The sequence below is a fragment of the Bacillus salipaludis genome, from assembly GCF_004358205.1.
Map to the genome: position 1 here is coordinate 24,642 of NZ_SMYO01000010.1, position 13,778 is coordinate 38,419.

Below are 13,778 nucleotides of genomic sequence, written 5' to 3' on the forward strand. Positions count from 1 at the left end.
TTGTCATGATTCTTCTTTTTCGGCTAAGAATTTTTCAATTAAATCCATCGAAAAACCTTTTCGATATAGGGCTTGTTTCATCTTTTGTTTATACTCAAAACCGCTAAAATGACAGTATTTCCGATAAACCTTTTCTCCTTGAAACCTGATTGCATCCATTTCTGCATCATTATCCTTGTCCAGTTCACTTTCATTTACAGCAATTTGAATAATCCCAAATGGATACCCTTTTCGAAGCAGTAATCCTTCAAGCTTTTGCTTTACAATCCGCTCAGAGTCCTTTGTATTCTTTTCAAAAAATTTCCTAGCAAGTATCGAAGCTTTTTCAACCTGCAGTTCATAAGGAAAATCCTGTAGGGCTTGTCTTGCAAAGTCCTCTTTTATTCCCCTGTCTTTTAATTCCAACCAAATTAAATCTGGTCCCTTGTCGGTTGTATTTACTTGGGTTCTGACAAATGCGTGAGCATATTCCCAGTCATCAATATATTTTTGGGAGGTTAATTTATAAAGAACCTCGTTAATAATGGGCTCATCAATTTCTTTTTTCGTTAAATAATCCATTATTTCTTTTTCGGACCGCATTCTTTTGGATAAATATTGGATAGCATGATGATAAGCTTTACGAATATCGTCCTGATACTGAATTTCTAGAAAGGAAAAGTCATCGAGCTCCATACCCTTTTTTAGCTGAAATTTTATTAAGACATCACTATCAACACTAAATGCAAATTCCTCGCCTTTTCCATAATCCATAAAAACATTATAGCGATCCTGATTTTTCTGCTGCGTGGTGATTTTCGTAATGATTGCCATTTTTCCTCACCTCAATACTACTTTACCATGTTTTTCATGAAATATCGCAAAGAATTGAAAATACACAGTATCATTCCTCCCCTATAAGGTAAAAATGGAAATAAGTACATATTGTGCTTAATTAAAATCCACTACGCTTAATGACATTTAGCAAAAATATGTTGAAAGGAATGAGCAAATATGGCGGAAAAAAAGAAAAAGGATAAGGATCGGGGAAAATATTCCTTAACCAGTATGCAGGAAGTAAGCTATCAAAGGGAATTTAAAATGGCAGATCGGGCTGGAGGATTTTCAGACAGAAAAACCAGACTGTAATTAAAACTTTGAAGCATTTCCCATTCATGGCCCTTTGTTTTTTGCTAACACTAAGAAAGGAACCAAGGAGGTTCCTGAAAGTTATCAATGAAAGGGGTTTTCGTAATGGGTCGTTCACGTGGGCATGGGTCTCGTGGTAAAAATAAAGCATCACTTCCACAGGTGCCAAAAAATCTTAAATCAGATGGAATCGATGAAGAGTATTCTGCTGAATTAGCCGATCAGGCAGATTTAGAGGCACAAGCACGAGCAAATGCAGCAAATCAGCGTGTAAATACCAAAAGAAATAGCTAACCTCTTTTAAAAAAGTTTGAATTTGAAAAAGAAGCAGGTGCCCTGCTTCTTTTTCGTTCTATTTTGTGGATAATGTGGATAATGTGGATTCAGCGTAAAAACCTCTTAAAATACAAGCTATAAAGCTTTTCACATTTTGTTAACAAATTTTGTGGGTAACCCTGTGGATAATGTGCATAAGTTTGTGGAATGCTTATAATATAGGACCTTTGATGTGGATAGTACAGTTAATAAATGAATTTTCATTCATTTATTACAATTTAAAATAAACATTAATTGGAATTCGAGACAATTGGGTAAAAATCTTCGGTATGGGCTACGATATCCCCCCACCCCATAAAATCCTCATCCGACACCTTCCAGGTATGTTTTTCTGTATCGTGACGGACTACTGCAAAATGAAAACAATCAGTAGAATAAATTTCAAAGCCGGCTTTTTTACATTGATCGATAAAAAAGTAATCCTCCGCACGATTTACTTTTTCAAATTGAACCTTTTCACTAACTGCTTTTCGAAACATTAACGTTGCTCCGGCAACCGTGTCTGAGAATGAATTTTCTTCACCAGGGACTAAGACCAAGGCCTTTTTATTCTTAAAATAAATATAATATGAACCTTTGCCGGCAATCGAAACCTTTTCGTTTTTAAAGGCCTGCATGGAACTGGTAATATACTCTGGGCCATAATAATCGTCATCATCGAATTTAGCAATAATATCATGAGTTGCCTTTAAAACCCCAAAATTTAAGCAATCTCCCAATGTTGCTTTTTCATGAAGTTGAAAAACACGTACATTTGGGTAATTCTTTGCTTTTTCCATCCATTTGTCTATACTCATTGAATCCTTATTAAGGACAATGATTAACTCTTTATCCTTCCATGTTTGCTGTTGATAATTTTTAAATACATTATTGATAAATTCATCTCTTATGGTACAAGTAATAATGGAAACCATTTTTCTCCTCCTTTCCTTCCGAATGCTTTTAGGAAGCAATAACTTTTTCAATGAAATTAGCCAGGTTTTTATATTTGCCTAGGTTACTTAGTTTCCGGAGATCAGATTTAAGGCCGTTTATTTGGTCTATTCCAAAACCGGCAGCTCCTAAAATATTAAAATGGCGAATATCCACTTTCAGTAAGATCGCAATCGTTTCAAGGACCAAGATGAATCTGTTTTGAAATTTTTTGGTTTTATCGCCGTATTTTTCAACCAAATTCTTATATTCTTGCAGAATATCATTCATGGTTGTTAAACCCGTTATCCTCGATAGTTCTAAACCAAGAATAAGGATGTCCACTTCATGATGCTTCTTAATAAATAAATGATAATTCTCGATGGCCTCTTTCCACTTGCTTTTTGCGACTGGATGTTCTTGGTGATAGGATATAACATTCTCGGCATTAAGATACTTCGCCCCTGCCTTATATAAGCGGTATCCTAATTCCCAGTCTTCATAACCGTATTTCACAAATTCCTCATCAAAAACCCCTGCTTTATTTAAAAGCTCTCTTCTCAAAGAAACATTCCCTGTCAGGAAGGCCATCCATGGAAATTCAAACCCTTCTAAATCCGTTCCATATTTGCTGGTAAGGTTGCGAAACCACGAGTTCGCATCCTTAATTAAAGCACCATAGGCCTGATTTGTAATATCACTTTTATTAATGAGAGGATAAGGCTTTTCAGTTGTTTTTTCATAATTATCGAATTTACTTTTAAGGTTTTCATTCCCTTTTACCATCTCAGCGATTTGGCCAAGTTTATCACGATCATATTTTGGAAAAATACAAGTAATTATATTCCTAGAATACATAACCCCAGACATAATAAGATTACTTTTTGCTTGGTGATACTTAACGTGATTGGTAACAAAATTAGGGTCAACAAGCATTTCAGCGTCTAAAAATATCAGGATGTTTCCACTCGATGCTTGAATTCCTAAGTTGCGCACCTTTGCCCTTCCAAGATTTTCATTGTTTCGAATATATTTGAATTGATATGGCGCTTGATAGTTTTTAAGGGAGTCTTCGGTTTGATCTGTAGAGGCATCATCAATGAAAATAACTTCCATTTTTTCCGAATTGAATGTCTGGTTTTCAAGAGAATATAGGGTGAATAGGTTTAGTGGATACTTATTGTAGGAAGGGATAATAATACTTACCTCTATTTTTTTATTCTGATTATTCGTCAAACCTCTATAATTATCAGTCTTTGTTTCATTATTCGCTGATACTGGTTCTCTCTTAATTTCTCTAGTGATTTTTTTAGGCCAAATGGCATATAGACCGTTCTCTCGCCCCTTCATTCTAACATTCATATTTACTTTCAGCTGATTTTCGCTTCTGCAATGATTCCAAATTCTAACTTCTTTAATATCCCCTATAAAGAACACTCCAGGCGGATAAACAATGGAACCTGATGGAGAGACATACTTTTTAGGACTCTTTTCCCCTTCTTTTACGAAAGTACCATTTATGAAAAGAAAGGGTCTTTTCTCCTTATAAACAACTGCCACATGTACCCACTCATTAATGGAGGTCTCATAAACTAAAGTGGCGTAAATATTGTTTTGTGTATATTCATAGACAGATACTCCATTCATGCCAATGGAGACGAAGATTCCGGAGCTATTTTGGTCCTCTCCTCTAGCAGGCCCAATAATATAATTTTTTCCATTGCTGTTTACTGGAACTTCCCTGGACTGTTTATCGATTTGATGTATGTTTCCAGGCTTAACCATAAATTCATAGGTAAACGAATTTTTTATATTTCTGATCAATCGGTCAGTGATGTTTCCTGACATGTTGCACCCCTTTTCCTTCTTTATGCTAAACCACGTCCGATTTAGTATAGCTTTTACACAATATGTACAAGGGTATAAATTGGACTAGACTATCTCCCATTTATCTGTTGGTTTTTATTTTTTCATAAAAAAAATAAGACAGCAGCCTCAAAATAAGGCCTGCTGTCTAAGGAAATTTTTTATATTGTAACGGTTAGGTATTCTTTTTTATTTTGAAGGATTTGCGTTCCATCCAGGATTGGGTAATAACTTAATGATGGAAACTCTTTAGCTTTCTGTAAGATCTCCTCATCAGTGGTCTCCACAATAAAAGTTTGATCTGACACTTGATCTACAGGGTGGATGGATGGGCTTAATTCCGTTTTACTCACCCCGCTTATTAGCCAGAAATTATTTACTGAACCGGCAGCAAGGGGTAAAACTTCTATTACAGGATTAGTCTGAAGCTTATTTTGCTGATTACTTTGGCTTACATAAACTAGGTCCTCGATAACTGCACTTGCGGTCGGAAACATTCCCGCGCCAGGACCTTGCAGAGTTATCCTGCCCACGATGTCTGAGAATACATTTACCGCATTTTCTACCCCTTCCACATGATAGAATGGATGGGACTTACTGACAAGCACTGGCCTTACACTTCCAATAAGTTTATCCCCTTCTTTTTGAATACTCACAACATGCTTGAACCGAAAACCAAGCTGGTCTGCCGTTTCAATTAAGTCACTTGTAATAGAAGTGATTCCAACTCGTTCCACAGCCTTCCAATTCGGTGCATTTCCAAAGGCCACTCTGCTTAAAACCATTAATTTATAAAAAGCATCAAAGCCTTCCACATCATTGGTTGGGTCTGCTTCCGCAAATCCCTTTTCCTGAGCCAATTTTAAGGCATCAGCAAATGACTGCTTTTTCTCACGCATTTCAGTCAAAATGAAATTAGATGTCCCGTTAACAATTCCTTGAATTTGCTGAACACGATTGACCTTTAACAATTGTCTTAAGGTTTGAATGATTGGAACTCCACCCGCAACAGTCGCTTCAAAGCCAATCGATACTTGGTGTTCTTCAGCAAGATCCAATAGCTCTTTTCCATGGTGTGCAAACATTTCTTTGTTCGCAGTAATAATATGGCAGCCTCTTTCAATTGCTTGTTTTAAATAGTTAAAGGCTGGGTCTTTGCCCACAATCGCATCAACCACAATATCAAGTTGTGAAAGATTGATAATTTCATTGAAATCCGTTGTGATAAGAACATCCTTTGCGATTTTTCTTTCTTTTTGATTATTTTTAATTAGAACGGCCGCAACCTCCACTTTCTTTCCCAATAGTGCTTCCAGTTCACTTTCATGTGTTTGAATGGTTCGATAAACTCCTTCGCCTACTGTTCCGAACCCTAAAATGGCTACCTTTACTGTCATGATTGATCCCCCCGCTATTAAAAAATGGAAAAAAGAAAACCCTCTTCATAAGAAGAGGGTCGTCATCCTCCTCTTATCTTTCAGGTTAAACATAACCTGCAGGAATTAGCACCTTTTCAAGGATTACCTTGAAGGTTGCCGGGCTTCATCGGGCCTAGTCCCTCCGCCGCTCTGGATAAGAGTATTTATAAAATTGTTAGTTGAATTTCCATGTTATGAATGAAATTGTAGTTGATTCCTGCAAAGCTGTCAATCTTTTTTGAAAATTCCTTTTACAGGGGTAATAAAGAAATTATGTCCCGTTCCTTCACTTGATTAATCATTTCAAGCCATTCTTTAGGTTTATTTGAAAGAATTGAGTAATAGGTAGTCAGAAACTCTACTACTAAAGCTGCCTGTAAATGTTCCAATTCATCATCCATTGGCATAAAGCATAAATCCAATCCTTTTACCGCTTCGCCATTATTCTCCCATGAAGGGTGGACATAGGAAAGGTCAAGACGTTTGTAGCCCAAATGAGACAATACCTCCCTGCGAACATAAGGATCCATCACTTTTACTCCGCCAAACTCGTGATTTTGAACACGATACGGGTCATAGATTTCAGCAAACATACCAAATAGTTCGTTTCCATTGTCTAGTGCTAGTTTTTTTAAGTCTTTTAATCTATTTTGAGCTAAGAATCGGCCAAGTCCAAGCCCAGGCTTACCGATAATCGTAAAATCTGTCATAGCAATATTCCATTCGGGATAATATCGATATTCAGTTGCTCCTACAACCTCATCCTCCTGTAACGCAACAAACACCCGAATACTTGGATCCTCTAATGGTTCTCTCCATAACTCATACTCTAATACTTCTTCTTGGGGGAAAATTTCTCCCATTAATTGATGCAACTTTTTAAAATTCGGATCCTTAATACTCGTAATGCGTTTATAATCCATTTTCATTCATTCCCCCTTTATTTGAATGGGTTTTTCCATTCCATTAAAACAGCATAATTACAGGATTCTTCATCCTCAAGATAGTTTTCTGCAAGTCCGATTGGAACTCTGCCACAATGCAGCAGGAAAGTGATTACAGGGTCCTTAACATCTCCCTTTATGATTGCCTGCAAATACTCTTCCGGCGTCATTTTATTTGCGAGTTTACGATAGCCCGGCATTCTCCCGCCGCCAAGCAACCGATCAAGGCCTTTTTGAATCACAATATGATACATGGACTGCATCATTAATTTACCAATTCCCAGCTTACGATATTTGGGGCGGACACCAATGTCGACAATGTACAACGTGTTTCCATTCGGTTGGTGATTGCGGATATAGCCGTGGTCAGTAATCTCCTCCCACTTATGGCTTGGATGGTTGGGATCAAAATCGACGCACACCCCCGTCAGGGATCCTGCTAATTCACCATTCACTTCAACGCATAATGCTCCGTCTTGAAAAAGGGTTACATGATTTATTAATTGTTCCTCGTTCCACCATAATTCTGAAGGAAATGGCGGTGGGAAACATTCTTTTTGAATGTCAATGAGCTGGGAAAAATCATTCTTTGTGTAATTGCGGACTATCACCGGAACAGGCAGATTTTTATCAAAAACATAAAATTCACTCCGATACAATAGGATCCCCCCTATTTTTCCCAATCCGTATATAAATCCGTTCTTCGGTCACGCCAAGTTGTGACTGAGCCACGGTCTCTCACTTCATAAAGGAGCTCAAGGTCCAGGTCAGCCGTGACGATCATGTCATGATTGATTTCGCCTTCTGCTAAGATTCCTTGGGGTGGAAAAGGTATATCATTTGGTGTAATAATGGCTGCCTGGCCAAAATTTGCGCGCATAAAATCGACCGTCGGAAGGGAGCCGACCGTTCCTGTTAAAACAACATAGACTTGATTTTCAATCGCACGAGCATGGCTTGTGTAACGAACGCGGTGAAATCCATGACGGTCATCGGTACAGGATGGACAGAAAATAACATCCGCACCCTTTGCTTTTGCCATCCGTACGATTTCTGGAAATTCAATATCGTAGCAGGTAAGGATTGCAATCTTCCCTTTTTCCGTTTCAAAAATTTGAAAGGATTCCCCTGCTTCCATATTCCATTCGTTTACTTCAGTCGGTGTAATATGGAGCTTCGCCTGTTCGCCAATTCTTCCATCCGGATAAAATAAATGAGCGGTATTAAAAAGCTTGCCGTCCCTTTCCAAAACTTGGGTTCCGGCGATGATATGCATGTTGGTTTGTTTTGCGAAGTTGGAAAATAGTTCACGGTATTGGTCTGTAAAGCTTGGAAGTTCGTCAATTTTCTTTCCCTTTCCGATGGATAGGAGCTGAGTGGTAAAGAATTCGGGAAAAAGGACGAATTCGGCACCAAATTCTTCAGCAGTTTTTATATAATGCTCACATTGTTGGGCGAATTCTTCAAAGGATTGTATGGTATGCAGATGGTACTGGACCGCTGAAACTCTTAATTTCATTTTTCTCCCCCTGTTACTGATTTAAAATGACACTTATGAGAATTATCTATCATTTTGGTATTTTCTTCAATGGGAATGATTATAAAAAAGGGGGAGGATTTCTAAATCTCTTTGGGCTAATTTTAGCGGCTTTTTATGAAGTCCTTATTAACATCATATTGGAATATTTTAATATAACTTATAAACTTCCTAAAACACTACATTTAAGTGCATTAACTCAATCTCCAAAACCAAAATCCTTGCCCTTTTATATCTTACCTCGCCCATGCAGAAATGGTCGTTATATTCTCCGGTTTTGTCCTGCAGCAGCCACCAATCAATCGGGCACCGCATTCATACCAGTGAAGGGTACTGTCGCCGTAAGTTTCATCAGATGATGCCCCATTCCAAGTTTTAGTGACTGCATCGTACTGCTCGCCTAAATTTGGATATACGATGATAGGTTTAACTGTATGACTGTGCACTTTATTTATCAGCGAAGAAATGTACTGGGGCTGCGTGCAGTTTATGCCGACGGCAGCCACTTGATCATATTTATCCAGCCATTCTGCACACTCAGCAACCAGGGTTCCATCACTAATATGAAGCCCGTCTTTTGCACTGAAGCTAATCCATGCATAGGTTTTGGGAAACTCTTCTAGTAACCTAACGATTGCTCTGGCCTCCATCAGACATGGAATAGTTTCGCAGGCCAGGATATCGGAACCGGCATCGATCAAGGCTTTCATACGGGGCCTATGGAAATTCATAAGTTCTTCTTCGGTCAACGTATAATCTCCTCGATATTCAGATCCATCAGCAAGAAATGCGCCATATGGCCCTACAGAACCGGCTACTAAAGGCTTCGGCCGGTTTGAGCGGTTCTCGGGTATTCCCCAGAATTCATCGCGTGCTTTTAAGGCTATCTGCACGGATTTCTGGATGAGAATGAGCGCTTCAGCCTCGCTTAAACCGCGCCGGGAGAATCCTTCGACAGTTGCCTGGTAACTTGCAGTGATAGCACAGTCAGCTCCCGCTTTAAAATAATCCGTATGTACCTGTTTGATAAGCTCAGGATTTTCGATAAGTATGGTTGCCGACCAAAGACTGTCGTTCAAATTACAGCCATGACGGTCAAGTTCAGTTGCCATTGCACCATCTAATATAACTAACGGGAATTTCTCTAATATGTTTTCAATAGGATTCATTATAGTACCTCCGATACAGTTAATTTTCTGTGATTCCGTAGAAATGATGAAAAGACGAGAACTTTTTATTTCTTATATAATCAGTGTTCATTGAGTTCATCAATATAGACCTAAGTTAGAAAAATGTCTTAGCCGTACTTAAGTTAAACAGATTTTAGGTAGCGTCGAGGCGATGAATTTGGTTAAAAAGGACAGATCCTCCTGCGAAAGAGGTCTGTCCAAGGGCAGGTGAAATTCATTCAGCAATGGATTGGATTAATAGAATAACAGTCTGACAACCGCAAGATATTTGTAGTATTTTTAATTGAATTTTTTCACAACACTATTAATAGTATTTTCCAGTTTAATAGATCTTTTAAACCAAGCCCTCTCTACTTAATATTATCTATATACTGATTGTGTTGATCATAAGAATCTAATAGATTCTTTTTTCCGCGATGTTTAATATAGTAGAAAAAATAGCATAAGCCAATGAAGGGTACTCCACTATATAGAGCAATTCGTTGGCTTTGATCGAAAGCAAGGCCTACACAAGAAGCAAAACATAAAACAAAAGCAGTAATGGGCACAAAGGGATACAGAGGTGTACGAAATTTCAAATGTGTGATATCCCCTCCCTCTTTAATAAAACGCTTTCGAAACATATACTGCGATAACACAATTCCCATCCATACAGTAACCACGGCAAATCCTGAAATAGCTACAAGCACTAAATAAACTGTATCTGGTGCAACTACACTAGAGAATAACGACAAACAGGCTACTGCCATACTTAAAATTAACGCATTAAGCGGCACTCCTTTTGATGTTACCTTTCCTAAGAGGGGGCTTATTGTTTTTCCGTTGGAAAGAGACCATAACATACGAGTAGATGCATAGAGACCGGAATTTGCTACGGATAATAAAGCTGTAAGAATAACGAAGTTCATGATGTCAGCTGCATAAGGAATTCCTATATTATCAAAGACCATAACGAACGGACTTTCAATAACTCCTGCTTCTTTCCAAGAGATTAATCCAGATAATACAAATATAGCTCCGATAAAGAAAAAAACGGTTCTCCAAATTACATTTCTGACGGAACGGGGAATGTCTTTTTCCGGATTTTCGCTCTCTCCAGCGGCAATTCCAATAAGCTCTGTTCCTGAAAAGGCAAAGTTTACGGAAATCATAGCCATTAAAACTGGAAGCATCCCATTAGGAAAAAGACCTCCTTCACCAGTAAAATGTGAGAGCATCGGGGCAGATGCATGGCCTTTCATTGGTATGAAACCAAACATCGCAGCTCCCCCCAATACGATAAATAAAATAATGGTAATTACTTTAATTCCGGCAAACCAAAATTCTGCTTCGGCAAAAAATTTTACTGAAAAGGCATTTAGTAGAAAAAGGGCAATCGCAAAGATGGCACTCCATATCCAAACGGAGGTATCAGGGAACCATCTCTTCATTAATAGACCGGAGGCGGTAAATTCCGATCCTACTGTTACAACCCAGGTAAGCCAGTACATTACACCAATAGTAAATCCGGTAGCAGGACCGACATACTTTGTAGCATAGGTTTGAAATGAACCGGTTACCGGCATGGCTACAGTTAATTCACCAAGACAAAGCATAACAAGATACATAATGAGTGCCCCAACCAAATAAGCGAGAATCGTCCCTCCTGGTCCAGCTTGATTAATGGTATAGCCCGTGCTTAGAAAAAGGCCTGTGCCAATTACCCCTCCTAGCGAAATCATAAACAAATGTCTGCTTTTCATTGTACGTTTTAACTGATTTTGATCAGAATTTTTTACCTGTAGCATCCAGTTTCCTCCTTTGGTATAGGTAACCGCGTGTTCAAAACCTATTAGGTCAATTCCTATTAAACTAGCATTTACCACTCCATTGCTTTATTATCTTTTAACGGCAACCTTAAAACAAACAACTTTTGGTTCTGTCATTTCTTGAAGTGCAAATTTAATTCCTTCACGACCTATACCAGATCCTTTTACACCCCCAAAAGGCATCGCATCTATTCGATAATCGGAGCTGTCATTTACAATAACCCCGCCTACATCCAGCTTACGTACAGCCCCCAAAGCATAATCTAAATTTTGAGTGAAAATACCTGCTTGTAAGCCGAAAGCCACGTTGTTAGATTGAAAAATAGCTGTATCAAGATCAGGAACACTATAAAGGGTAACAACTGGTCCGAACACTTCTTCCGTTGCCAGCTTGCAATCAGTTGGTACATTCTCTAGAACAGTTGGATAATAAAAAGATCCCTTTCGTTTGCCGCCACAAAGCAATTTTGCTCCACTTTCAACGGCTTCATTAACCCAACTCTCCACCCGCTTTGCTTCCTTTTCTGATATCATTGGCCCCATATCGGTTTCCTCTGAAAATTTATTACCCACTCGATATTTTAGAGTACGAGCAAGGAACCTTCCGACAAAGTTTTGATAAATCCCTTCTTGAACATAGACTCTTTGCACTCCGAGGCAATTTTGACCTGCAGCCCAAAAGGCTCCGGAAACAGTTGATTCAACGGCTTCTTCTAAATCAGCGTCTTCCAGAACGATAACCGGTGAGTTCGATCCTAACTCCATACTGAACTTTTTCATGCCCGCCTTTTGCATAATCTCTTGGCCAGTGGAAAGTCCCCCTGTAAAAGATATCATTCTTATCGCTGGATGGGTAATCAGGCTTTCTCCCATATCACTTGGATAGCCAGTAATGACGGATAAAACTTTAGGAGGCAAACCTGCTTTTTCAAATGCTTCTGCCAATAATAGAGCACTTAATGGTGTAGCTGGTGCTGGTTTAACGATGATCGCATTTCCAGCAGCAATAGCTGGCCCCACTTTATGTGCAACAAGGTTTAATGGATCGTTAAAAGGCGTGATCGCCAAAATGATTCCAATAGGAAAACGATAATAATATCCCATGCGATCTTCACTTCCCGGCATTTGGTCAAATAAAATCGTTTCTCCATTTATTCTCCTTGCCTCTTCAGCACTAATACGAAGAGTCTCAATACAGCGCAATACTTCTTTCCTTGCCTCTTTAATTGTTTTACTTCCCTCACATGCAATGGTGGCTGCGAACTTTTCTTTATGCTCATAAATCCAGTCAGCAGCACGATTTAAAATGGTGATTTTTTCGTGCGTCGACATGTCAGCAGCAATTTTTGCTCCCTTTTTTGCCTCCCCTATAGTATGAAGTACATCTTCCTCATTAGCGGCAGGGACAGTTGCGATTAATCGATTATCTTGGGGGTCGAAGACTTTAATGCTTTTGGATCGGGATACCCACTTTCCAGCCAGAAACATCTTATTTTCTTTTGTCTGTGTCTCTATATATGTCATTGTGTAACCACCTCATATAACTAATTTTTCATTTTGTAAATTAATAGTGTAAAAGATTACAATTGACCGCGGCTAATATTAATTAAATCAATAAGAATCGAGAATCCGGTTTCCTTTCGGCCGGCTCCGGCACCAATAAGCGTGATTGGACCGGCTAAATCGCAATCATATGTAATGGCATTTTGTGCACCTGAGACTCCAGCTAAAGGATCTGTAATCGGTATCGCTTCGGGACCCACCTTTGCGATGACTTTATCACCATCTTTTATACATTTAGCAATAAGTTTCCACTTTTTACCCTCAGATTTTGCCCATTGGATATCTTGTAGTGTAAGATGACTAATTCCTTCACATTCTACTTCTTTTCGTTTCATCGGAACGTTCATGACAATATTAGCTAGAATAGTAGCTTTATATTGGGCATCATACCCCTCGACATCACTTGTAGGATCTGCCTCTGCATAGCCAAGAGTTTGTGCCTCAGCCAATGCTGCCTCATAACTCAAGCCTTCTTCCATTTTGGTTAAAATATAATTGGTCGTTCCATTTAAAATCCCACGTATTTCTGTAATATTATTTCCTGCCAATGCCACGAGGGGCATTCTCAATGCAGGTGTTCCGCTCATAACGGTTCCTTCAAAGCCCCATCGAACATGATTCTTTCTGGCTAACCCAATCAGCTCTTGGTAAGCTAAAGAAACTGGACCTTTATTGCTCATTACTACATTCTTTCTACTTTCAAATGCTGCCTTACAATGATTGATGGCAGGTTGGCCTGTTTTTACATCTGTAAAAGTAATTTCTACAACGGTGTCAGCATTACTTTCACGAATGGTCTGAAAACTATCCCATCCTCTTACCAAACCAGGGCTTTCCGGATAGCAATCAAGTTTCCCAGTTTCCTTTACAGCTTGCAATGCTTTAGCAATATCTAAGCCTTCTGGATGATAAAGAGATCCCTTAACAAAATCGGAAATCGCAACAATTTTGGCATCAAAGCCAAGTCCGCTGCGTAACAATTCACCTTTTTCTTCTAAAATTTCTGCAAATCCTTGACCAACTACACCAAAACCAAGCAACGCAATTTTATGTGTCATACTCAATACCTCTTCCAT

General features: G+C 38.8%; 13 protein-coding genes and 1 riboswitch. Of the genes, 2 read left to right on the forward strand and 11 right to left on the reverse strand.

Translation table 11 applies throughout. The annotated features are described in order from the left end of the window. Nucleotides 1–3: 3 nt before the first annotated feature. Complete coding sequence (recX, locus tag E2K98_RS20170) at nucleotides 4–813, reverse strand: recombination regulator RecX (protein WP_133337309.1); 810 nt, start codon at nucleotides 811–813, stop codon at nucleotides 4–6. Nucleotides 814–993: 180 nt separating this feature from the next. Between recX and E2K98_RS20175 the strand changes: the two genes are divergently transcribed. Next, nucleotides 994–1,128, forward strand: coding sequence for a YfhE family protein (locus E2K98_RS20175; RefSeq protein WP_081810689.1), 135 nt, complete (start codon nucleotides 994–996; stop codon nucleotides 1,126–1,128). Between the two features lie 105 nt (nucleotides 1,129–1,233). Next, entirely contained in the window at nucleotides 1,234–1,422 is a 189-nt protein-coding gene (locus E2K98_RS20180; protein ID WP_133337311.1) for a YfhD family protein, read from the forward strand. Nucleotides 1,423–1,694: 272 nt separating this feature from the next. Here E2K98_RS20180 and E2K98_RS20185 read toward each other — a convergent pair whose 3' ends face one another. The 10 genes from E2K98_RS20185 to E2K98_RS20230 form a co-directional block, all read right to left on the reverse strand. Continuing rightward, on the reverse strand, nucleotides 1,695–2,378 hold the full coding sequence (locus E2K98_RS20185) for a glycosyltransferase (RefSeq protein ID WP_133337313.1): 684 nt from the start codon (nucleotides 2,376–2,378) through the stop codon (nucleotides 1,695–1,697). Between the two features lie 28 nt (nucleotides 2,379–2,406). Beyond that, a complete protein-coding gene (locus tag E2K98_RS20190) occupies nucleotides 2,407–4,224 on the reverse strand; it encodes a glycosyltransferase (RefSeq protein ID WP_133337315.1) in 1,818 nt (605 codons plus the stop codon). Nucleotides 4,225–4,403: 179 nt separating this feature from the next. Next, on the reverse strand, nucleotides 4,404–5,639 hold the full coding sequence (locus E2K98_RS20195; protein WP_235824879.1) for a homoserine dehydrogenase: 1,236 nt from the start codon (nucleotides 5,637–5,639) through the stop codon (nucleotides 4,404–4,406). A 70-nt stretch (nucleotides 5,640–5,709) separates the two neighbouring features. After that, nucleotides 5,710–5,821, reverse strand: a riboswitch (SAM riboswitch). A 90-nt stretch (nucleotides 5,822–5,911) separates the two neighbouring features. Further along, nucleotides 5,912–6,583: a GNAT family N-acetyltransferase gene (locus E2K98_RS20200; RefSeq protein ID WP_133337319.1), complete on the reverse strand. Its 672-nt coding sequence runs from the start codon at nucleotides 6,581–6,583 to the stop codon at nucleotides 5,912–5,914. Between the two features lie 17 nt (nucleotides 6,584–6,600). Then, complete coding sequence (locus E2K98_RS20205; protein WP_133337321.1) at nucleotides 6,601–7,263, reverse strand: GNAT family N-acetyltransferase; 663 nt, start codon at nucleotides 7,261–7,263, stop codon at nucleotides 6,601–6,603. Between the two features lie 11 nt (nucleotides 7,264–7,274). Next, nucleotides 7,275–8,123 carry a carbon-nitrogen hydrolase family protein gene (locus E2K98_RS20210; protein WP_133337323.1) on the reverse strand — a complete coding sequence of 283 codons (849 nt, stop codon included), beginning with the start codon at nucleotides 8,121–8,123 and terminating at the stop codon, nucleotides 7,275–7,277. 254 nt (nucleotides 8,124–8,377) lie between these two features. Continuing rightward, complete coding sequence (gene mmuM / locus E2K98_RS20215; protein ID WP_133337325.1) at nucleotides 8,378–9,310, reverse strand: homocysteine S-methyltransferase; 933 nt, start codon at nucleotides 9,308–9,310, stop codon at nucleotides 8,378–8,380. Between the two features lie 371 nt (nucleotides 9,311–9,681). Next, complete coding sequence (locus E2K98_RS20220; RefSeq protein WP_133337327.1) at nucleotides 9,682–11,118, reverse strand: amino acid permease; 1,437 nt, start codon at nucleotides 11,116–11,118, stop codon at nucleotides 9,682–9,684. A 90-nt stretch (nucleotides 11,119–11,208) separates the two neighbouring features. Continuing rightward, a complete protein-coding gene (locus E2K98_RS20225) occupies nucleotides 11,209–12,663 on the reverse strand; it encodes an aldehyde dehydrogenase family protein (protein ID WP_235824880.1) in 1,455 nt (484 codons plus the stop codon). A gap of 56 nt (nucleotides 12,664–12,719) precedes the next feature. Then, on the reverse strand, nucleotides 12,720–13,760 hold the full coding sequence (locus E2K98_RS20230) for a homoserine dehydrogenase (protein WP_133337329.1): 1,041 nt from the start codon (nucleotides 13,758–13,760) through the stop codon (nucleotides 12,720–12,722). Between the last annotated feature and the right edge of the window lie 18 nt (nucleotides 13,761–13,778).

Bases quoted from the DNA above. Each gene is read 5' to 3' on its own strand.
- recX (WP_133337309.1), bottom strand. From the start codon at position 813: ATGGCAATCATTACGAAAATCACCACGCAGCAGAAAAATCAGGATCGC.
- E2K98_RS20175 (WP_081810689.1), top strand. From the start codon at position 994: ATGGCGGAAAAAAAGAAAAAGGATAAGGATCGGGGAAAATATTCCTTA.
- E2K98_RS20180 (WP_133337311.1), top strand. From the start codon at position 1,234: ATGGGTCGTTCACGTGGGCATGGGTCTCGTGGTAAAAATAAAGCATCA.
- E2K98_RS20185 (WP_133337313.1), bottom strand. From the start codon at position 2,378: ATGGTTTCCATTATTACTTGTACCATAAGAGATGAATTTATCAATAAT.
- E2K98_RS20190 (WP_133337315.1), bottom strand. From the start codon at position 4,224: ATGTCAGGAAACATCACTGACCGATTGATCAGAAATATAAAAAATTCG.
- E2K98_RS20195 (WP_235824879.1), bottom strand. From the start codon at position 5,639: ATGACAGTAAAGGTAGCCATTTTAGGGTTCGGAACAGTAGGCGAAGGA.
- E2K98_RS20200 (WP_133337319.1), bottom strand. From the start codon at position 6,583: ATGGATTATAAACGCATTACGAGTATTAAGGATCCGAATTTTAAAAAG.
- E2K98_RS20210 (WP_133337323.1), bottom strand. From the start codon at position 8,123: ATGAAATTAAGAGTTTCAGCGGTCCAGTACCATCTGCATACCATACAA.
- mmuM (WP_133337325.1), bottom strand. From the start codon at position 9,310: ATGAATCCTATTGAAAACATATTAGAGAAATTCCCGTTAGTTATATTA.
- E2K98_RS20220 (WP_133337327.1), bottom strand. From the start codon at position 11,118: ATGCTACAGGTAAAAAATTCTGATCAAAATCAGTTAAAACGTACAATG.
- E2K98_RS20225 (WP_235824880.1), bottom strand. From the start codon at position 12,663: ATGACATATATAGAGACACAGACAAAAGAAAATAAGATGTTTCTGGCT.
- E2K98_RS20230 (WP_133337329.1), bottom strand. From the start codon at position 13,760: ATGACACATAAAATTGCGTTGCTTGGTTTTGGTGTAGTTGGTCAAGGA.